Genomic DNA, 18,579 nt, shown 5'->3' with positions numbered 1-18,579 from the left:
CCAGGACGGGCGCTTCAAACTCAATTCAAAACCCGGAGCCGCCTAGACCAGCGACCCGTGGCAGTACTTGAACTTCTTGCCCGAGCCGCAGGGGCAGGCGCCGTTGCGGCTGGTGTTTTCCCAGCCTTCCGGCAGCACCGAGATCGGCAGGGCTTCGCGTTGCTGCGGCGACAGGCCTTCCGGGATCGCGCCGGCGATGGCGACGTTCTCGCCGGTCAGCGGGTCCATGTGGACCTGGATCAGGTTTTCCGGCGTGTGCAGCGGTTCGGGCTCGGCATAGGCGATCTCGACCGTCATCAGCCAGCGGGTGGTGTTGGTGCGCAGGTCGCCCAGCAGCTTTTCGAACAGGCTGAAGGCTTCGGTCTTGTACTCGTTCAGCGGATCGCGCTGGCCGTAGCCGCGCAGGCCGATGACGTTGCGCAGGTGGTCCAGGTGCATCAGGTGCTCGCGCCACTGCAGATCGATCATCTGCAGCAGGAAGCTCTTTTCCACCGAGCGCATCTGCTCGGGCGTGATGATCTCTTCGCGCTGGGCGGCGTATTCGTCGGCGGCCTTGGTGATGCGCTCGCGCATCTCCTCGTCGGCGATGCCTTCCTCGGCGGCCCATTCGGCCAGGGGCAGGTCGAGGCCGAGAATGGACTTGACGCGCTCGGTCAGGCCTTCGATGTCCCACTGCTCGGCATAGGCCTTGGGCGGCAGGTGGCGCAGGACAAGGTCGTCGACCACGTCATGGCGCATCTCGTGGATGATCTCGGAGAGATCGGTGGCTTCCATGAACTCCTGGCGCTGCTCGAACACGGCCTTGCGCTGGTCGTTGACGACATCGTCGTACTTCAGGAGGTTCTTGCGGATCTCATAGTTGCGCTGCTCGACGCGCTTCTGGGCGGTGGCGATGGCGTTGTTGAGCCACTTGTGGGTGATCGCCTCGCCTTCCTGGACGCCGAAGGTGCGCATGATCGCGTCCAGACGCTCGCCGGCGAAGATGCGCAGCAGGTCGTCTTCGCACGACAGGAAGAACTTCGAACGGCCCGGGTCGCCCTGACGGCCGGTGCGGCCGCGCAGCTGGTTGTCGATCCGGCGGCTTTCGTGGCGTTCGGTGCCCAGCACGAACAGACCGCCGGCGGCCAGGGCCTTGGCCTTGGACTCGGCGATGTCGGCCTCGATCTCCGCGCGCATGGCCAGCTCGTCCTGCGGGGTCGGGGTGATGCCCAGGCCCTTCTGCTGCTGGCGCCAGCTGGCCAGGCGCATGTCGAGGTTGCCGCCCAGCTGGATGTCGGTGCCGCGGCCGGCCATGTTGGTGGCGATGGTCACCGCGCCGGGCGCTCCGGCGTCGGCGACGATGCCGGCTTCCTGCTCGTGGAAGCGGGCGTTCAGCACCTGGTGCGGGATGCCCTTGATCTTCTTGCCGTCGTTTTCCCAGGCGAAGGTCGACAGCAGCTTGGACAGCTCTTCGGACTTTTCGATCGACACCGTGCCGACCAGGATCGGCTGGCCGCGCATGTGGCAGTCGGCGATCTGCTTGAGGATCGACTCGTTCTTCTCGCGCTCGGTGCGATAGACCTCGTCGTCGTCGTCGATGCGCTGGACGGGGCGGTTGGTCGGGATTTCCGACACGCCCATCTTGTAGATGTCCTCGAACTCCTGGGCCTCGGTCGAGGCCGTGCCGGTCATGCCCGACAGCTTGGTGTAGAGGCGGAAATAGTTCTGGATGGTCACCGAGGCCAGGGTCTGGTTCTCGGGCTGGATGGCGGCGCCTTCCTTTGCCTCGATGGCCTGGTGTAGGCCTTCCGACAGGCGGCGGCCGGTCATCATGCGGCCGGTGAACTCGTCGATCAGGACGATCTCGTTGTCCTTGACGATATAGTCCTTGTCGCGCGTGTAGAGCACGTTGGCCCGCAGGGCCTGGTTGACGTGGTGCACCACCGAGATGTTGGCGGCGTCATAGAGACCGGCGGTGTCCTCGGCCAGGTGGCCGCCCGACATCAGGATCTCTTCGATGCGCTCCTGGCCTTCCTCGGTGAGGATGACCTGCTTCTGCTTCTCGTCGTGATCGTAGGTGGTCTTGTCCTTGATCATCTCTTTGATCAGGGCGTCGATGGTCATGTAGAGCGAGCTGCGGTCTTCGGTCGGGCCCGAGATGATCAGCGGGGTGCGCGCTTCATCGATCAGGATCGAGTCCACTTCGTCGACGATGACGAAGTGGTGGCCGCGCTGGACCATCTCGTCGACGCTGTAGACCAGGTTGTCGCGCAGATAGTCGAAGCCGAACTCGTTGTTGGTGCCGTAGGTGATGTCGCTGCGATAGGCGCGCTGGCGCTCGCCCTGGCTCAGGCCGTTGACGATGACGCCATAGCTGAGGCCCAGGAAGTTGTAGATCTGGCCCATCCACTCGGCGTCGCGCTTGGCCAGGTAGTCGTTGACCGTGATGACGTGCACGCCCTTGCCGGCCAGGGCGTTGAGATAGGTGGGCAGGGTGGCGACCAGGGTCTTGCCCTCGCCGGTGCGCATTTCCGAGATGCCGCCGAAGTGCAGCACCATGCCGCCCACCAGTTGGACGTCGAAGTGGCGCATGCCCAGCACGCGCTTGGAGGCCTCGCGCACGGCGGCGAAGGCTTCGTGCAGCAGGTCGTCAAGGGTTTCGCCCTTTTCCAGCCGCGCCTTGAACTCGTCGGTCTTGGCCTTCAGCGCCTCGTCGGAGAGGGCGGCGTATTCCGGCTCCAGGGCGTTGATCTTCGCCACGCGGGCGGTCAGCGTCTTGACCTTGCGGTCGTTGGAAGAGCCGAAGAGCTTTTTGGCGAAGCCGAGCATGAAGTCGAGATTCCGGTGAAGTGTTAGGCGTAAAGGGCGTTGCGTTCCTGCGAGGACATTGCCCCGCGCGACGATTTCGGCCTCTTACGGCGCGCGCGAGACTTAAGCAGCGACCCTGTCAGTGTCAACGCGAGCCCCCCTTATAGAGCGTGGGGAAGGCCAAGGTTTCCGCCCTTCTCGCCGTTCTGTGGCCTCGCCGCCCCAATTTCGCGAAAGGCCTTCTGATAGAAGGGCCCGAGTTGCATTCCCCTTGTGTCAAAACCACGCTAGAGCCGAACCGAAGTCCGCACGGAGATCCCTCCTTGGCCAAGTCCGCCCATACCCGCGTCTGGATCGCCCTGGCCGCCGCCCTGATGCTGGCCGCCTGCGGTCAGAACAAGAGCGCCGAGAAACCGCCGGAGCCGGGCGACACCGCTGTCGCGCGGGTCAATGGCCACAATGTCTGGGCCTCCGACGTCAAGCGCGAGGCCGTGGCCCAGGGCCTGATCAGCGAGGGCGAGCCGCTGGACATCTCCAGCGAGCTGTTCCGCCAGCGCCTGGACGAGGTGGTCGACCAGAAGCTGCTGGCCGCCGAGGCCCTCAAGCGCAAGCTGGACAAGGATCCGGTCGCCCAGCGCCGCCTGGCCGCCGCCCGTGAGCGCATCCTGGGCGACATGCTGGTCGAGAGCGTGGTGGAAAAGGCCGTCAACGAGGACGCCATCCGCCGCCTGTATGCCGAGCAGCAGAAGCTGTCCAAACGCTCCGAGGAAATCCGCGCCCGCCAGATCCTGGTCGCCAGCCAGGCCGAGGGCGAGAGCATCAAGAAGCTGCTGGCGACCGGCGCCTCGTTCGACGCCCTGGCCATGGAACGCTCGACCGACCAGGCCACCCGCTTCAACGGCGGCGACCTGGGCTATTTCACCGTCGACGTCATGCCCGAGGCCTATGCCGGCGCGCTGAAGAACGCCCAGAAGGGCCAGTTGATCGGGCCGTTCGCGACCGAGGGCGGCTGGGCCATCCTGCGCGTCGAGGACAAGCGCATGGAAGAGCCGATCACCCTGGAGGCCGCGCGTCCCCAGATCGTCCGCTTCCTGACCTATGACCAGGTCCGCGACCTGCTGGAGAAGCTGCGCGGCGGGGCCAAGGTCGACATGCTGACCGGCAAGGCCCAGGATCTGCCCGGCGCGCCGCAGGAACCGGCCTCGGCCCCGCCCGAGCTGCAAGGCGGCGCGGCGGCGCCCGCGTCCGCTCCTGCGCCCCAGAAGAAATAGACGTCAAGCCAGATCGAGGCGAGCCCATGCCCCGCAAGACCGACAAGACCGCGGCGACGCCCGCTCCCGAAGCCGCGCCCGGCGCCGTTGAGCGCGTGGGCCAGACGATCGAGCGCGCGCTGGATCCCCTGGCCTCGGCCCTGAAACGCGCCGGCCAGCGTCGCGCCGACAAGCGCGAGGAGGCTCCGGCCAAGGCGCCCTCCAAGGTCGCCGCCAAGGCCGCAGCCGCGCCGGGCAAGCCGGGCCTGGCGATCTCGCCCCTGGCCGTGCCGTTCCCGCGCATCCCCCCGATCGCCGGCGTCGAGATCGCCACCGGCCGCGCGGGCTTCTACAAGCACGAGCGCGAGGACATGCTGCTGATGCGCTTCGCCGAGGGCACCAGCGCGGCGGGCGTCTTCACGCGTCATGGCGTGGGTTCCGCCCCGGTCGACTGGTGCAAGCGCCAGCTCACCGCCACGGGCGGCGCCGACGTGCGGGCCCTGGTGGTCAACGCCGGCTGCGCCAACAGCTTCACCGGCAAGCCGGGCGCCGACGCGGTGCGCCGGGTGGCCACGGCCGTGGGCAAGCGCTTCGACTGCCGCCAGCGCGACGTGATGATGGCCTCGACCGGGGTGATCGGCGTCATCCTCGACGACAGCAAGATCACCGCCCGCCTGGCCGAGGTCGAGACCCGCCTGACCGAGGACGCCTGGTCCGAGGCCGCCCAGGCGATCATGACCACCGACACCTTCCCGAAGGGGGCTTTCGCCACGGCCCTGATCGACGGGCACGAGGTCAAGATCGCCGGCATCACCAAGGGCTCGGGCATGATCGCGCCCGACATGGCCACCATGCTGGCCTTCGTGGCCACCGACGCGGCCATCGCCCCGGCCGCCCTGCAGACCCTGGTTTCGCTCTACACCCGCACCACCTTCAACAGCGTGACGGTGGACGGCGACCGCTCGACCAACGACACCCTGCTGCTGTTCGCCACCGGCCAGTCGACCGCGCCCAAGATCCACCGCGCCGGCGACAGGCGCCTGGCCGACTTCCGCGAGAAGCTGGACCTGCTGCTGCTCGACCTGGCCCAGCAGCTGGTGCGCGACGGCGAGGGGGCGACCAAGTTCGTCCGCGTCACCGTCAACGGCGCCGAAAGCCCGGCCAGCGCCCGCAAGATCGCTCGCACCATCGCCGAGAGCCCGCTGGTCAAGACCGCCTTCGCCGGCGAGGACGCCAACTGGGGCCGCATCGCCATGGCCATCGGCCGGGCCGACGAGCCGGTGGCCCGCGAGCGGATCAGCATCAAGTTCGGCGACCTCTACGCCGCCCGCGACGGCCTGGTCTCGCCCGAATATGACGAGGCGGCGATGAGCGCCTACGTCAAGAAGCCCGAGTTCGAGGTCACCGTCGATGTCGGCGTGGGCAAGGGCTCGGCCACGGTCTGGACCTGCGACCTGACCAAGCAATATGTGGCGATCAACGGCGACTACCGGAGCTAGCCATGTCCGACGAGCTCCCCCTTCTGCTGCTGGGCGAGGTCGCCGCGATCTGTCGCGAGCACGGCTATGTGGTCGAGGACATCGACGGCGGCCTTGAGGTTTCCGGCTCCGAAGACGGCGGGGCCTTCTATCTGCTGCCCGAGAACGGCTGGCTGCAGGTGCGCTGCCAGGTGCTCGACACCGACGACCTGGACCGCGCCCGCACCCTGGACGCCCTGTTCGAGACCCTGGCCCGCGCCCAGTTCCGCCTGATCGGCAGCCGCTTCGGCTTCGACCCGCACACCGGCCTGTGGCTGGTCGAGGACCTCTATCCCGGCTTCGACGTCGAGCGCCTCCCGGCCGTCCTGGAGCAGCTGGCCTTCGTGTGGACGGCGCTGGAGGGCGTGCTGGACGCCGCCCTGGGCGGGACCGTGGCGGATGACGACGCGCTTAACGCGGCGTTCGACTTGGAAGTGTCGGCTCCGAACTAGGGGGCGACGTTCAGCGCCTTTGAGAGAGCAGCGCCGCCGAGGTGGGGAGCGGACATTCTGATGATCCGTTTGGGGTGGTTTGCGGACCTTGCTCAAGTGGTCGTGCTGATACACCGTGGCCTGCGCCCGGCTAATCAAGCGGAATTTCCATGTTGTATATCGATGCGGTCTCAGCGGGCCTTTTCGGCTTATTTATCTCGCTAGCTCTCTTTTACATCGCGACCCGCCGCATTTACCTATCCCTTGCCTTGGCGACCTTTGTCGGGACAGTTATAGGGCTGTCGTTCCTCTTTAGCTTCCCCACCCATTGGAGCGGGAAGTTCAGAATTGGCGTTATGTGCACGGTCGTCGCTACCTGCACTGTCCTGACTTTGGCCAGTCCCGGCCGGTGGAGAAGATAGCCGCGAACAGGCGTCCGCTTAGGGTCGTTAGCTGCAGCTCGGTGACTTTGCTCGCGCTGACCCTTGTGTCGCAAACCGTATGAGCCGGGCAGGTGGATGGCTGGCATGCACTTTCAAGTTCGCGCCGCGCTCTTGCAGCGTCTTGCGAAATTTAGCCGCTGTCCGCTTGCCCCAAACGCCGACATATCGCTTACCGACGTCATCGCCATACAGGATGTGGCCAAAGAAGCGGCTATCGATTTCGGCCAGCGAGATCAAATCCTCGGCCGCAGCTTGGTCGATTAAGCAAATATGGACGTCTCCCCTTCGAGGGAGGCGATCTTGGAAGTTGAAGAGATCAATCATTCTTCCAGCCTAGCTGAAGACCAGTCAGAGTCCGACTAGGGTGATTTGCGATAGTTAGATCGCTGCGGCCTCGCATTTCGCCAACAGGCCTGAAAGTGTTTCCGTGCTTTTGACGTCATGCGCTTTACCGGCGGAGAGATGGCGAAGCAGAAGCGCGCGTAGATCGTCTTGCGCCTTTGAGCCTCCGACGGAGGTGATCCGCACCTTGTCGCCTATCGCCTCCAACTTGAAGACTTGCCCGTCAGGCCCGTAGGCGGCGGCGTAGACACCATGTCGGACGTCAATAGCTTCGAGGTAGGCTTCGGCCCCGCTCACTGATGAGAAGAACAATGCGGGCTCGTCGGCCTCAACGATGAGTTCGATGGTGGGCATCGCCAATCATTGTAGCCTGAGCCCGACGTCCGCAATGGGTCGAAAGCGCCCTTTGCCTTCACGCCAAAAAGCCGACGCCCCGGCGTCGCGCTCATCCTTACATCTCTTGGAGGCTGCAGCGTGCCGGTCTGTCCAGGTTGGTCAAGGACCGGTCTTCGACCGGCCGCTCCGCGGCGGCGCGGAGCGCCGTCCTTGAGCAACCTGGACAGTCCGGCGATCGTCTCGCCGTGAGATGTAAGGATGGCTTCCTTCGGCGCGAAGGTGGGCGGGGCGCGCGCTACCAAGTCCTCCCCCTGAAGGGGGAGGCGGCCGGAGGCCGGTGGGGGAAGACCGCAGGGATTCAGCGGTTACTTCCCCCTCCGTCGGCCCGAAGGGGCCGACACCTCCCCCGCTAGGGGGAGGACTTGAGGGGATAGACCGCGCTCAATCCCCGTACTTTCCAGAACAAACCCCAACCCGATCAACGCCTTGTAAAATAGTTGATCGCGCCAATCCTCCGCGTTCAAACCGCCCGCATAATCAATCTCACCTGACAGCACGGGAAGGGCGTCCGGCCGGCGACCAGAGGCGGCTGTCAGGGGTGATCGAGCGGGGCCACCGGAGTCGCGTGAGCGGGACCGGGCTGGGCTTAAACGAGGACAGGTGACGTAAACCTGTCCATCGGGGAACTCTCGTCGGAGGTCCCCGCCCGTCCGAAGGTACGTTCCGGGTCCTCCGGAATCGGCGAGGCTGCAGCCCAAGGCTGGGTCCGTCGCGAGGAGGGCAACCCGGATGGGGGTGAAGGGTTGAACGAGACCCGCGCGCCCCGGCCAGAGGGATAACGGTCACGCGGAGCGTTCGTCTTCGTCGAAACGGTACTTAGAACTCACACATTCCGGGCGAGGCCCGGACGCTCCGCGACCCTTCCCAATAACTCGGCGGTTTCCGCGCGAGGACGTAAGGCCGTGCGTCCAGGAAAATCCGCCACAGGGCGCGGAACGGTGAAGTTATGACAGACTGGCTGTCACCCTGATTCTGCGAGCCCCCCATGAAGCCCGTGATCATCTTCCAGCCCGGCATGGCCGGCGATCTGATTTTCATCCAGAAGATCGCCAAGACCTATGCCGCCCAGGGCCGTCGCGTGATCATGCCCGTGCTGGAAAAGCACAAGTGGGTCTATGACGCCCTGGTGATGCCGGCCAATGTCGAGACGCCCCTGCTGGAGGACGAGTTCGACTTCAAGGAAGAGACGCTGTTCCTGGGCGACAAGATCGCCCTGTGCCCGATCGAGGGGCCCAACTACACCTATCTGTCGCTGTTCTTCAGCTGGCGTTATGCGCCCGAGCAGACCATGGACCTGAAGTATCAGGTGGCCGGGGTCGAGATGGCCGACTGGGCCGACTATGTGGAGCTGCGCCGTGACCTGGCCAAGGAAGAGGCGCTGTTCAAGCTGCTGGGTCTCGACGACGGCGTGCCCTATGCCCTGATCAACGAGACCTGCAGCTCGCGGACCATTCCCTTCCCGCATCGGGCGCCGGAGAAGGAAATCCGTCTACAGATGATCGAGGGTTACAGCCTGATCGACTGGAGCACGGTGATCGAGCGCGCCGCGCGGATCGCCACGGTCGACACCTCGATCGTGCTGCTGATCGAGGCGCTGAAGATCACCGGAACGCCGCTGCACATCGTCTCGCGCTATCAGCCGCCCAGCTTCCGGGAGCTGCAGAACGTGCTGAAGCTAGAGTGGCTCTTTTACTTCCTGCCCGAGCACCTGGCCTACCTCTAGGGGCGGGGCGATCGGCAGGGTGGCGCGCCCGACGGTCAGGTCGCGCAGGACGATCGGTCCAAACAGCGCGCCGATCCCGCAGGCGTCGGCCAGCACATCGCCCCAGGCGGCGTCGCGGCCGACGAAGGCCTGCAGCACCTCGATCAGGCCGCCAAACGCCAACAGCACCACGCCGATGCGCCAGAAGCGGCTGGCCGGCAGGGCGGTGATCGCCAGGGCGGTCAGGACATAGAAGACGATGAAGTGCTTGGCCTTGTCCCAGGGGATCATGCTGAGGCCGCCATCGTCGGGCAGCAGGGCCCGCCACAGGGCGAAAGCCGCCGCCGCGACAAAGATCGCGAAGGCCAGGGCGTTGATCTTGCGATTGCGAAACGGCATGCGCGGCCTATCGAACGAAAAAGTGGCGTCATCCAGGCGATGCAAGGACGCAGCCAATGTCCGGCCACTCTACAGGCCTTGTCCTGTCCCGGATCAGCCATCGGCCATCCGGGACAGGAAAGGTCGATGCGGCCTAGAAGGTCAGCGCGCGGGCTTCCTTGACGTGCGGCAGAGCCTGGATCTTGCCCAGCAGTTCGGCCGTCGGGGCCTGGTCGACGCCGACCAGGGCGATGGCGTCCTCGTCGGCCGAGACGCGGCCCAGGTTGAAGGTGGCGATGTTGACGCCCGCCTCGCCCAGCAGCATGCCCAGGGCGCCGATGAAGCCCGGCTTGTCGAGGTTGTTGATGTAGAGCATGGCCGGCGAGAAGGCCGCGTCCAGCTCCATGCCCTTGACCTCGACGACGCGCGGCGCGCCGGCGATCACCGTGCCGGCGAAGGCGCGCTTGCCCTTTTCGGTCGTGATCGTGATGCGCATCAGGCTGTCATAGGTGGGGCTGACTTCCTGGCGGCTCTCCGAGACGGTGATGCCGCGCTCCTTGGCCACGGCCGGGGCCGAAACCATGTTGATCTCGGCCAGCATCGGCTTGAGGATCCCGGCCAGGGCGGCCGAGGTCATCGGCTTGACGTTCAGGTTGGCGACCTCGCCCTCATAGGCGATGTCGATGGCCTTGATGCCGAAGTCGACCATCTGGCCGGCCAGGGCGCCGATCTTCTCGGCCAGGGCCACGAACGGCTTCAGCTTGGGGGCTTCTTCGGCCGTGATCGACGGGCTGTTGAGGGCGTTGGTGACGGCGCCGGTCAGCAGATAGTCGCTCATCTGTTCGGCGACCTGCAGGGCGACGTTTTCCTGGGCTTCGTTGGTGCTGGCGCCCAGGTGCGGGGTGGCCACGACCCGGTCGGAACCGAACAGTGGGTTTTCCTTGGCCGGCTCGGTGACGAACACGTCAAAGCCGGCGCCGCCGACATGGCCGCTGTCGAGCAGGGCGCGCAGGGCGACTTCGTCGACCAGGCCGCCGCGGGCGCAGTTAACGATCAGCACGCCCTTCTTGGTCTTGGCCAGGGCCTCGGCCGACAGGATGTTGCGGGTCTTGTCGGTCAGCGGGGTGTGCAGGGTGATGACGTCGGCGCGGGCCAGCAGGTCGTCCAGCTCGACCTTCTCGACGCCCATCTCGATGGCGCGCTCGGGGCTGAGGAACGGGTCGTAGGCGACGACCTTCATCTTCAGGCCCAGAGCCCGGTCGGCGACGATGCCGCCGATGTTGCCGGCCCCGATCAGGCCCAAGGTCTTGGCGTACAGCTCCACGCCCATGAAGCGGTTCTTCTCCCACTTGCCGGCCTGGGTGCTGGCGTCGGCGGCGGGCAGCTGGCGGGCCAGGGCGAACATCATGGCGATGGCGTGCTCGGCCGTGGTGATCGAGTTGCCGAACGGGGTGTTCATCACCACCACGCCCTTGGCGGTGGCGGCGGGGATGTCGACATTGTCGACGCCGATGCCGGCCCGGGCGATGACCTGCAGCTTGTGGGCGGCGGCGATCACGTCCTTGTCGAGCTTGGCGCCCGAGCGGATGGCGATGCCGTCATAGTCGCCGATGACGGCGATCAGCTCGTCTTTCGACAGGCCGACCTTGATGTCGAAGTCGACGCCGCGGTTCTTGAAGATGTCGACGGCGGCGGGGCTGAGCTTGTCAGCGATGAGAACGCGAGGAGCCATGGTGAGGTGTCCGATCCTGGAGAGCCGGCCCTGTCCTGCGACGGATTTCGGGCGGCGGCTGTGATGTGGGGGTCTGAAACCCCCGTCCCGAACAGGTCGAGGGACGAGGATTTCAGCGATAGGAGGATGTGCTTAGGCGGCGACCAGCTCGGCCGAGACCGTGGCGAACGCCCAGTCCAGCCAGGGGGTCAGGGCTTCCAGATCCGAAGCCTCGACCGTGGCGCCGCACCAGATGCGCAGGCCGGCCGGAGCGTCGCGATAGCCGCCGATGTCGAGGGCGGCGCCCTCCTTCTCGAGCAGGCTAGCCAGCTTCTTGGCGAAGTCGGCCTGGGCGTCGTCCGACAGGGCGGCGATCGCGGGATCGACGACCTTGAGGCACACCGAGGTGTTGGAGCGGATGTCCGGCGTCGCGGCCAGGAAATCGACCCACGGGGTCTTGGCCACCCAGTCGGCGATCACGGCCAGGTTCTGGTCGGCGCGCGATTGCATGCCTTCCAGACCGCCGATGGACGAGGCCCACTTCAGGGCGTCCAGGGCGTCTTCGACGCACAGCATCGAGGGCGTGTTGATCGTCGCGCCTTCGAAGATGTCGAGGGAAACCTTGCCGCCCTTGGTCATGCGGAACAGTTTCGGCATCGGCCAGGCCGGCGTGTAGCTCTCCAGGCGAGCGACCGCGCGGGGCGACAGGATCAGCACGCCGTGCGCGCCTTCGCCGCCCAGCGCCTTCTGCCAGGAGAAGGTCACGACATCCAGCTTGGTCCAGTCCAGGTCCTGGGCGAAGGCGGCGCTGGTGGCGTCGCAGATGGTGATGCCTTCACGGTCGGCCGAGATGAAGTCGGCGTTCGGGACGCGGACGCCCGAGGTGGTGCCGTTCCAGGTGAAGACCAGGTCCTTGGCCGGATCGACCTTGGAGGTGTCGGGCAGCCGGCCGTAGGGCGCGTCGAGCACTTCGACATTGGGCAGCTTCAATTGCTTGGTCACGTCGGTGACCCAGTCCTTGCCGAACGATTCGAAGGCCATCAGCTGCACCGGGCGGGCGCCCAGCATCGACCACATCGCCATCTCGACGGCGCCGGTGTCGGAGCCGGCGACGATGCCGATCAGGAAGTCGGCGGGCACTTCTAGCACTTCGCGCGTCTGGTCGATGGCGGCCTTCAGGCGCGCCTTGCCCAGCTTGGAGCGGTGCGAACGGCCCAGCACGGCGTTTCTGAGATTTTCGGGGGTCCAGCCGGGGCGCTTGGCGCAGGGGCCGGAAGAAAACTCGGGGCGAGCCGGGCGTTGCGCCGGCTTGGCGAGGGTGGTCATAGCGATGTCTCCCATCCTTACAGATGGACAGCGCCCCGTTGGGGGGGCGTGGCCCGCCGGCGAGAAACTCCGTTTCAGATCGAAAGGCAAGGTCGAATTTGTCGCGGCGGCGAGATATCGCCCCCTCGCCGGCAATTATTTTGCGAGATGGGTGCGCTTGCGCCAAGCGAGGACGGCGCCGACGAGGATGCAGACCAGCACACCCAGGGTATCGATATTGTTGACCAGGGCGTAGGTCCGATCACGCTTCAGCTCGCCGACCAGATAATAGGCGTGAAGGCTGAACTGGATGGCTTGAAACAGCATGGCGCCGCCCAGCCAGGGACTAGCGTATCGCAGGGCCAGCATCAGAAAGGCCAAGCCCATCGCCCCCTCTCCAGCCAACAGCAGAAGGGGCTGAAGCGACAGGGGGGTGACCATATGGGCCAGAAGCGCATAGGCGCTGCCGGACAGGACGATTGCGACGCCCCACCGCTCGGGCGCGCCCCCCTTGATCCAGCCAAACGCGCACACCGCGATGATGATCAGCCAGATCAGAATGGGGACGATCGAGGAGTACATGCAAAAGGCCTCTAACCGAGATTAGAGGCCTTAGGCGTTAAACTATTGCAATGTTGTTAGCCGGCTTCGCGAACAGCCCGCACGCCGGTGTGAACACCCGTCGTTTCCGGCGGCTTGTCTTCGACGCCGATCATCTTGGTGCGAACGCCGATACGCAGCTTCACATCGTTCAGCTCGCTGTGCATCTCGACCATGGCCGAGCGGGCTTCGCCCAGCGCGGCAAGGGCTTCGACGAGCTTAGAGCTGGCCCGATCGCCGACCACGGCCGAGAGGCCGATGTCCTTACGAGCCTTCAGCATGTCGGCCATCAGCTCGGCGGCTTCCACCATCGCGGCGTCCACGGCGTTCTCCGTCGCGAACAGCTTGGTCGCGATGCGTTGTGCAACAAAAACCTTTTCCACGCCCATCTCCCGTTAAGAAACTATAAACGAAGGTAAACGAAGTCTTAACGCGTGCGCAACGGGAAACACCTCCTAGCGTTGTTTTGCCGCGCCACTTTTTGGCCTTGGAAGCGAAGCGTTAGGGAGATGCCTGCAAAATGGCCGCTGGATCTCACCCGGACGGCCCATGCCTGAACCGCTCCGCACCGCAGAAGCTCCGACGCACGCGCCTTTGCAGGCGCGGATCGCGGGTGTCGCGCTCGTCACGACGGTGATCGCCCTGATCGCCGCTTGCGCCTGTTTCATGGTGCAGCAGTGGAGCGTCGCGCGTCAGGAAGCCCGGGCCAATCACCTGGTTCTGGCCCAGATGGTCGCTGCGGGCTCGGCCGCGCCGCTGGCCGCCGGCGACATGGTCGGCGTCCGCAAGGCCCTCGAGGCGATCGCCACCGCCCCGCACGTAGCCGGAGTCCGGATTTCCGACCTCGATGGGCATGTCGTCGCGGCGGTCGGCGCCGCGCCGGACACCAGCGGCGTCGGCAAGGCGACCCAGACCCTGGACCGAAAGATCAAGCTGGACGGCCGCCAGATCGGCACCCTGACCCTGGTGGCCCGGGAGCCGCGCTTGGCCCAGATTCTGGCCCGCGACCTGGCCCTGACCGGCACGCTCTTCTTCGGTTCGGCTGGGCTGGCGATCCTGCTGGCCAACGGTCTGGCCCGCCGAATGACCCGGCCGATGCAGCGCCTCACCGAGGCCATGCAGGCCGTGGCCTCGGACGGTCGCTTCAAACCCGTCGAGCAGACCAGCGACGACGACGTCTTCCAGAGCCTGACCGAAAGCTTCAACCAACTGGTTGGCCGGCTTGAACTGAACGATCACGACCTACGCGGGGCCATGGCCGAACTGGTCAAGGCCCGTGACGACGCCAACACCGCCAATGTCCTGAAGTCACACTTCCTGGCCAATATGAGCCACGAGATCCGCACGCCCCTGAACGGCGTGCTGGCCATGGCCGAGGTCATGGCCATGGATGACCTCAAGCCGGCCCAGCGCGAGCGGCTGTCGGTGATCCGCGAATCGGGCGGCCTGCTGCTGGCCGTGCTCAATGACGTTCTGGACCTGTCCAAGATCGAAGCCGGTCGCCTGGATCTGGATGTCGAAGACTTCGATTTGGCCAGTCTGGCCATGTCGCTGCGTGACAGCTTCTCCGCCCAGGCCCGGGAAAAGGGCCTGGCCTTCGAAGTCGCGGTCGCGCCCGAGGCGCAGGGCGTCTGGCGCGGCGACGTCGATCGTCTGCGCCAGATCCTGGTCAACCTGATCTCCAACGCCCTCAAGTTCACGCTGCACGGCGCCGTCGCCGTGCGGTTCGCCTCCGCCGAGGACGGCTCGGGCCTGCGCATCGACGTGGCCGACACCGGGATCGGCATCTCCGCCGAGATGCGGCCTCGCCTGTTCGACAAGTTCGTCCAGGCCGACAGCTCCACCACCCGCCAGTTCGGCGGCTCGGGCCTGGGCCTGGCGATCTGCCGCGAGCTGGCGGCCCTGATGGGCGGCGGCATCGCCGTGCAAAGCCGCGAAGGCCAGGGCTCGACCTTCACCGTGGTTCTGGCCATGCCGCGTGGCTCCGAAGCCGGATCGCCGACGGGCGAGGCCGCCGACGGAGACCAGGCTGTCGTGATCGCCGCGCCCCGCCTGCGCGTCCTGGCGGCCGACGACAATCCGACCAACCAGAAGGTCATCGCCGCCGTCCTGGCCCCGCTGGGCGCCGAGGTCGAGATGGTCGCCGACGGGGCGGCCTGTATCGAGGCCTGGAAGCGCGGCGGGTACGACATCATCCTGATGGACATCCATATGCCCGTCATGGACGGGGTCGAGGCGGCCAGCGCCATCCGTGCGCTGGAGGCCGCCGAGGGCCGCTCGCGCACCCCGATCGTCGCGGTCACCGCCAACGCCCTGGCCCATCAGGTCGAGGGCTATCTGGCCGCAGGCATGGATGGCCACGTCGCCAAGCCGATCGAAGTGACCAAGCTCTATGCGGCGATCGAGGCGGCCGTAGCCGCCGCCCGCCTGGCCGACGCGGCCTAGGTCCAACCTGAACGCCAGACAACGAGCGGCTCAGAACCGCTTCAGGCGCGCCGTGTTCTTTTGAGGTCAACGTCGTCAAACGGGGCGACGAGGAGTTCAAGAGGAACCGAACCGATGAAAAAGATCCTGCTTTCGATCACGGCGGTCACGGCCCTGGCGGCCGCCACCGTCCCCGCTGTCGCCTCCGCCCAGTCCATCAACCATCGCCAGGACATGCTGGAGCGCCGGATTGACCAGGGCGTCCGCAACGGTTCGCTGAACCGCCGCGAAGCCGCCCGCCTGCAGGCCGAACTGCGCGAAACCGCCCGCCTGGAATACCGCTATCGCCGTGGCGGCCTGAGCGGCTGGGAGCGCGCCGACCTCGACCGCCGCTTCGACCGCATCAGCGCCCAGATCCGCTACGAGCGTCACGACCGCGACTATGGCTACGGCTACGGCCGCGATCGCGACCACCGCGACGACCATCGTCCGCGCTGGTAAACCCGATGCGGATCAGGCCGGCTCCACCCGGAGCCGGCTTTCCACCACCGTGAAGCCGCGGCCGCGCAACAGGACGCGCGCGCCGCGGTTTTCGCATTCCAGGTCGCCGCCGCGCCCGGGATAGGCCTGGTGGAAACTCAGCACGTCGCGCTCAAGCTTGGCCCCGTAGAGCGGCATAAGGATGCAGTGGGCCGAGCCGGTGGTGGGGTCCTCGGGAATGCCGAATCCCGGCGCGAAGAAGCGGCTGACCACCTGATAGGGCTGGCCCGCGTCGGCCAGGGCGACGACCACGGTCTGGCCCGGGCCGCCCGTGGCCTCGCCCTCGATCCTGTTCAGCGCGGCGAGGTCGGGCTTGAGGCCGCGCACGGCCGCCTCGTCCTTCAGCACCGCGACCAGATAGGCCCCGGCCCAGACCTCGACGGGCTCGACGCCCAGGGCCTCGGCCAGACCTTCGGGAACGGCGGTCTGGCGCGGCGGATCGGCGGGGAAGTCCATCTCCAGGCGGTCGCCGTCGCGGCGCACCGTCAGGGGGCCCGACAGGGTGTCGAAGGTCAGCAGCGGAACGTCGACGGCCAGTTCCTCGAACAGCGCGTGGGCCGCCGCCAGGGTGGCGTGACCGCACAGCGGCGCCTCCAGCGCCGGGGTGAACCAGCGCAGGCCAAACCGGGCCGGGTCTGCGGTCTTCAGCAGGAAGGCGGTCTCGGCCTGATTGTTCTCGGCCGCCAGGGCCTGCATCCAGGCGCTCGAGGGCCAGGCGTCGAGCGGCTCGACCACACAGGCCGGGTTGCCCCGGAACGGGGCGGAGGCGAAGGCGTCGATGGTCCACTGGCGCATGGCCGGATCCCCTGGGTTATGACGCCAATGGTGATAATTGCGATTGAACCATGGTTCAAAGCAAACATTGCCACAGTGACAATTCGAGCTAGGAAGCCCCCTCCACCGTGATCTCCGGCCACCGCGCCCGGGCCGAGCCGGTCGTGCGCTCCCAGCCGCCGGCGCCCTTCACCCGCAGGGGATTGGGCCGCAGATGCAGGGCGAATAGGTCCTCCAGGCCGAACGGCGCATGGACGCTGAGACTGTCATCGGCCTCCAGCCGCACGCCCACGCAGAACGCCGTGGCCACGAACCGCTTCAGGGCGGCGGCGCTGTTCTCCAGCGGCGGATAGGGCTCGTCGGCCCCGAACTTCTTTTCGAACCACAGATGCACCCGCGCCTGGTTGCGCACCTCGACCAGGTCGCGCAGCGGCGGCTCGAACGCGGCGGCCACCCGCTGGATGACCACGTCCTCGGCTTCGTAGGAGGTGTCCGACGCGTCGTGATAGGCGACGTCATAGTCCTTGATCCCATAGTCGGGCGCGCGGCCCGTCAGGTGGTTCCAGACCGGCTGGTAGATCGCCCCGGAAAAGATCATCCCGTCGGGCAACTGCAGGTCTCGCACCTTGCGCAGCACCTCCATCGTGGTCGGTACGCCGCGGACGATCTCGATCAGGCGGGTTTCGAGGTTAGGCATCGTTCACAACCAAATGCAGCAGACTTTCGTCAAACCAAACATCCTCATGCCCGTTCTCGCCAAGCAGGACACGCCACCCTGGAGCCAGGCCAATGTACGGTCCCAACCTTGGCGCAACGTCTTCAAGATGTGAAATATGTAGCGGCTGGAAGAAGTCTGGAGAGTCGCGAAGCTCGCCGCTCCATACATACCAGCCGGAAGAATCTCCCTCTTCCGGGTGCCTCAAGGCATGAAGTGGTCGCCCTGCCAGGGGCAATGCAACACCGAACTTTGCCCCGTCTTTAGGCGGATGAAATTCAGCACCAAACTTAGCGCAGACTTCCGAAGGGCTCATCGACGCAGCATCCATCCATGGTCCAGCGGACCGTGGCCCTGGCCAAAGCCCGGCGCGCGCAGCATGGCCTCGTGCACATAGTTCCAGGCCCGCGCCACCGCCTGCTCCAGGGGCAGACCCTGCGCCAGGCCCGTCGCGCAGGCCGAGGCCAGGGTGCAGCCGGTGCCGTGAGTGTGGCGGGTGTCGATCCGCTCGCCCTCGAAGGTGGTCTCGCCGGCCGGGGTCATCAGGATGTCGACCACGCGGTCTCCGGCCACATGCCCGCCCTTCATCAGCACCGCCTTGGCGCCCAGGGCCAGCAGCGCCTCGCCGGCCCGGCGCAGGTCGTCGGTGGTCTCGACCGTCAGGCCGGTCAGGGCGGCGGCTTCGGGGGCGTTGGGGGTCAGCAGGGCGGCGCGGGGAATCATCAGGCTTTTGACCGCCCCGATCGCGGCGTCGGCCAGCAGGCTGGCCCCACCCTTGGCGACCATCACCGGATCGACGACGACGGGAACAGCTCCGGCATAGTCCAGAACGACGGCCACCGTCTCGACCACCCCGACATCGCCCAGCATGCCGGTCTTGATGGCGTCGGCGCCGATATCATCGAGCACGGCCCGGGCCTGGGCGGCGATGATCTCCAGCGGGATCGGGTGGACCCCCGTGACGCCCAGGGTGTTCTGCACCGTGACGGCGGTGATCGCTGTCGCCGCATAGCCGCCCAGGGCGGTGATGGTCTTGATATCGGCCTGGATCCCCGCGCCGCCGCCGGAATCCGATCCGGCGATGACGAGGACGCGGCCTTGATGAGCTTGGGTCATGGCGGGAGTCCTAGGGGGGAATCGGGGCGGCGCGAAGAGGGGGTCTGCGGCGGACTTGCCCCCTACGGGTCGGTTGGCTTCGCCGCCCTGCGGGTCGCGACCGTCTTCCCCCGGAGGGGGAAGATGAGATCAGCGCCCTTCATCTGCC

The 18,579-nt window shown here is 66.4% G+C and carries 18 protein-coding genes; 7 read left to right on the top strand and 11 right to left on the bottom strand.

All coding sequences use genetic code 11. The features are described 5' to 3' along the window. Positions 1-42: 42 nt before the first annotated feature. Positions 43-2,808 carry a preprotein translocase subunit SecA gene (secA, locus tag ACQY9P_RS03420; protein WP_421736661.1) on the bottom strand — a complete coding sequence of 922 codons (2,766 nt, stop codon included), beginning with the start codon at positions 2,806-2,808 and terminating at the stop codon, positions 43-45. 353 nt (positions 2,809-3,161) lie between these two features. Here secA and ACQY9P_RS03415 point away from each other — a divergent pair, with 353 nt between their 5' ends. From ACQY9P_RS03415 to ACQY9P_RS03400, 4 genes are all read left to right on the top strand, one after another. After that, entirely contained in the window at positions 3,162-4,058 is an 897-nt protein-coding gene (locus ACQY9P_RS03415) for a peptidylprolyl isomerase (RefSeq protein WP_421738265.1), read from the top strand. 26 nt (positions 4,059-4,084) lie between these two features. Further along, positions 4,085-5,536, top strand: coding sequence for a bifunctional glutamate N-acetyltransferase/amino-acid acetyltransferase ArgJ (gene argJ, locus ACQY9P_RS03410; protein ID WP_421736662.1), 1,452 nt, complete (start codon positions 4,085-4,087; stop codon positions 5,534-5,536). Between the two features lie 2 nt (positions 5,537-5,538). Then, positions 5,539-6,006 carry a hypothetical protein gene (locus ACQY9P_RS03405; RefSeq protein ID WP_421736664.1) on the top strand — a complete coding sequence of 156 codons (468 nt, stop codon included), beginning with the start codon at positions 5,539-5,541 and terminating at the stop codon, positions 6,004-6,006. A 506-nt stretch (positions 6,007-6,512) separates the two neighbouring features. Further along, a complete protein-coding gene (locus ACQY9P_RS03400) occupies positions 6,513-6,692 on the top strand; it encodes a hypothetical protein (RefSeq protein ID WP_421736665.1) in 180 nt (59 codons plus the stop codon). A gap of 114 nt (positions 6,693-6,806) precedes the next feature. Here ACQY9P_RS03400 and ACQY9P_RS03395 read toward each other — a convergent pair whose 3' ends face one another. Beyond that, positions 6,807-7,124 carry a hypothetical protein gene (locus tag ACQY9P_RS03395; RefSeq protein ID WP_421736666.1) on the bottom strand — a complete coding sequence of 106 codons (318 nt, stop codon included), beginning with the start codon at positions 7,122-7,124 and terminating at the stop codon, positions 6,807-6,809. 1,027 nt (positions 7,125-8,151) lie between these two features. Between ACQY9P_RS03395 and ACQY9P_RS03390 the strand changes: the two genes are divergently transcribed. Beyond that, positions 8,152-8,889 (top strand): hypothetical protein, encoded by a 738-nt coding sequence (locus ACQY9P_RS03390; protein WP_421736667.1) that lies wholly within the window; start codon positions 8,152-8,154, stop codon positions 8,887-8,889. On the opposite strand, the gene ACQY9P_RS03385 is transcribed toward ACQY9P_RS03390, so the two are convergent. The 5 genes from ACQY9P_RS03385 to ACQY9P_RS03365 all read right to left on the bottom strand — a co-directional run bounded on the left by ACQY9P_RS03385 (position 8,842) and on the right by ACQY9P_RS03365 (position 13,251). Beyond that, positions 8,842-9,267 carry a VanZ family protein gene (locus ACQY9P_RS03385; RefSeq protein WP_421736668.1) on the bottom strand — a complete coding sequence of 142 codons (426 nt, stop codon included), beginning with the start codon at positions 9,265-9,267 and terminating at the stop codon, positions 8,842-8,844. The genes ACQY9P_RS03390 and ACQY9P_RS03385 overlap by 48 nt on opposite strands. 133 nt (positions 9,268-9,400) lie before the next feature. After that, complete coding sequence (gene serA, locus ACQY9P_RS03380; RefSeq protein ID WP_421736669.1) at positions 9,401-10,978, bottom strand: phosphoglycerate dehydrogenase; 1,578 nt, start codon at positions 10,976-10,978, stop codon at positions 9,401-9,403. Between the two features lie 132 nt (positions 10,979-11,110). Continuing rightward, positions 11,111-12,283, bottom strand: coding sequence for a phosphoserine transaminase (locus ACQY9P_RS03375; protein ID WP_421736670.1), 1,173 nt, complete (start codon positions 12,281-12,283; stop codon positions 11,111-11,113). 135 nt (positions 12,284-12,418) lie between these two features. Then, positions 12,419-12,844, bottom strand: a complete 426-nt coding sequence (locus ACQY9P_RS03370) for a hypothetical protein (protein WP_421736671.1) — start codon at positions 12,842-12,844, stop codon at positions 12,419-12,421. 56 nt (positions 12,845-12,900) lie between these two features. Then, positions 12,901-13,251: a hypothetical protein gene (locus ACQY9P_RS03365; RefSeq protein WP_428151129.1), complete on the bottom strand. Its 351-nt coding sequence runs from the start codon at positions 13,249-13,251 to the stop codon at positions 12,901-12,903. Positions 13,252-13,411: 160 nt separating this feature from the next. On the opposite strand from ACQY9P_RS03365, the gene ACQY9P_RS03360 reads away from it, so the two are divergent. Both ACQY9P_RS03360 and ACQY9P_RS03355 read left to right on the top strand, forming a co-directional pair. Beyond that, on the top strand, positions 13,412-15,307 hold the full coding sequence (locus tag ACQY9P_RS03360) for an ATP-binding protein (RefSeq protein ID WP_421736673.1): 1,896 nt from the start codon (positions 13,412-13,414) through the stop codon (positions 15,305-15,307). Positions 15,308-15,421: 114 nt separating this feature from the next. Beyond that, a complete protein-coding gene (locus tag ACQY9P_RS03355) occupies positions 15,422-15,787 on the top strand; it encodes a hypothetical protein (protein WP_421736674.1) in 366 nt (121 codons plus the stop codon). Between the two features lie 12 nt (positions 15,788-15,799). Here the strand turns inward: ACQY9P_RS03355 and ACQY9P_RS03350 are convergent, their stop codons facing one another. The 4 genes from ACQY9P_RS03350 to thiD all read right to left on the bottom strand — a co-directional run bounded on the left by ACQY9P_RS03350 (position 15,800) and on the right by thiD (position 18,431). Next, a complete protein-coding gene (locus ACQY9P_RS03350) occupies positions 15,800-16,621 on the bottom strand; it encodes a PhzF family phenazine biosynthesis protein (RefSeq protein WP_421736675.1) in 822 nt (273 codons plus the stop codon). An 88-nt stretch (positions 16,622-16,709) separates the two neighbouring features. After that, positions 16,710-17,297, bottom strand: coding sequence for a nucleotidyltransferase family protein (locus ACQY9P_RS03345; RefSeq protein ID WP_421736676.1), 588 nt, complete (start codon positions 17,295-17,297; stop codon positions 16,710-16,712). Beyond that, positions 17,290-17,631 (bottom strand): immunity protein Imm33 domain-containing protein, encoded by a 342-nt coding sequence (locus tag ACQY9P_RS03340; protein WP_421736677.1) that lies wholly within the window; start codon positions 17,629-17,631, stop codon positions 17,290-17,292. The genes ACQY9P_RS03345 and ACQY9P_RS03340 overlap by 8 nt, the downstream gene beginning before the upstream one ends. Beyond that, positions 17,628-18,431, bottom strand: coding sequence for a bifunctional hydroxymethylpyrimidine kinase/phosphomethylpyrimidine kinase (gene thiD / locus ACQY9P_RS03335; protein ID WP_421736678.1), 804 nt, complete (start codon positions 18,429-18,431; stop codon positions 17,628-17,630). The genes ACQY9P_RS03340 and thiD overlap by 4 nt, the downstream gene beginning before the upstream one ends. Positions 18,432-18,579 lie beyond the last annotated feature (148 nt).

Origin of the sequence: Caulobacter sp. (assembly GCF_965279145.1) — a bacterium.
Classification (GTDB): Bacteria; Pseudomonadota; Alphaproteobacteria; order Caulobacterales; family Caulobacteraceae; genus Caulobacter.
Note: the sequence above shows the minus strand (reverse complement) of the source record. Positions and strands in the feature narration are given on the sequence as shown.